Source organism: Mesorhizobium sp. M1E.F.Ca.ET.041.01.1.1 (assembly GCF_003997355.1).
In the GTDB taxonomy this organism is placed as follows: Bacteria; Pseudomonadota; Alphaproteobacteria; order Rhizobiales; family Rhizobiaceae; genus Mesorhizobium.
Map to the genome: position 1 here is coordinate 1 of NZ_RZSL01001137.1, position 784 is coordinate 784.

General features: G+C 66.8%; 2 protein-coding genes. One reads left to right on the top strand and one right to left on the bottom strand.

The window, feature by feature from the left end; translation table 11 throughout:
• A partial coding sequence (phnF, locus tag EOA38_RS37930) for a phosphonate metabolism transcriptional regulator PhnF (RefSeq protein WP_127301616.1) occupies positions 1-391 on the bottom strand: 391 nt, incomplete at its 3' end.
• A gap of 140 nt (positions 392-531) precedes the next feature.
• Here phnF and EOA38_RS37935 point away from each other — a divergent pair.
• The coding region (locus EOA38_RS37935) for a phosphonate C-P lyase system protein PhnG (protein ID WP_189435236.1) at positions 532-784 on the top strand (253 nt) is incomplete at its 3' end.

Here is a 784-nt window from a genome sequence, read left to right on the forward strand (position 1 = left end):
CTCTGGCGATGCCGAGCGCTTCGGCGATGCGCCGGTTGGCCGGCTCGGTCGATGACGACAGCAGCGCGATGTGGCGCTCGGTCGTCTGCCCTTGCAACCCGGTCGAAAACCGCGTGCGCGCGCCGATCGGATAGGACAGGCGCTTGCGCGACAACACGAAGGTGCCGCGCCCCTGCTCGGCTCTCAGCACGCCTTCCTGCACCAGCGCGGCAATGGCGCTGCGCACCGTGTGACGGTTGACGCCATAGCGTTCCGCCAGCGCGACCTCGGGCGGCAGCGCCGCGTTCTCGGCGAAATCGCCATTCGCGATCCCCTCCAGGATCCTGTCGGCGATCTGCCGCCACAGCGACACGCCGCTGCGCCTTTCGATGCTGCTTGCCAGCCCGGTCATTTCCCCGCCCCCAACGCCTTCCCCCTAACTTTTACGCCTCTTGTCATCCACTCGTCATGGACTCTCGTTAGGTGATGAGTATAATTTGTATAGTTGTCTATATCAATAGACAAATTAGCCGCTATGCAAGGAGGCGAGCCATGCGGGGACAGGAAGCACGCGAGCAGGCCGAGCGGAGAACCGTGATGGCGACGCTGGCGCACGCAGCGCCTGATGAGATCGCGCGCCTATGGGCGGGCTCCGGCCTGCCCTCGGAGGCGGAGCTGCTGCGCGGCCCCGAAACCGGATTGGTAACGGTGCGCGGGCGGATCGGCGGCGGCGGCGCGCCGTTCAATGTCGGCGAGGCGACCATCACCCGCGCCACCGTGCGGCTGCCCACCGGACAGGTCGGCC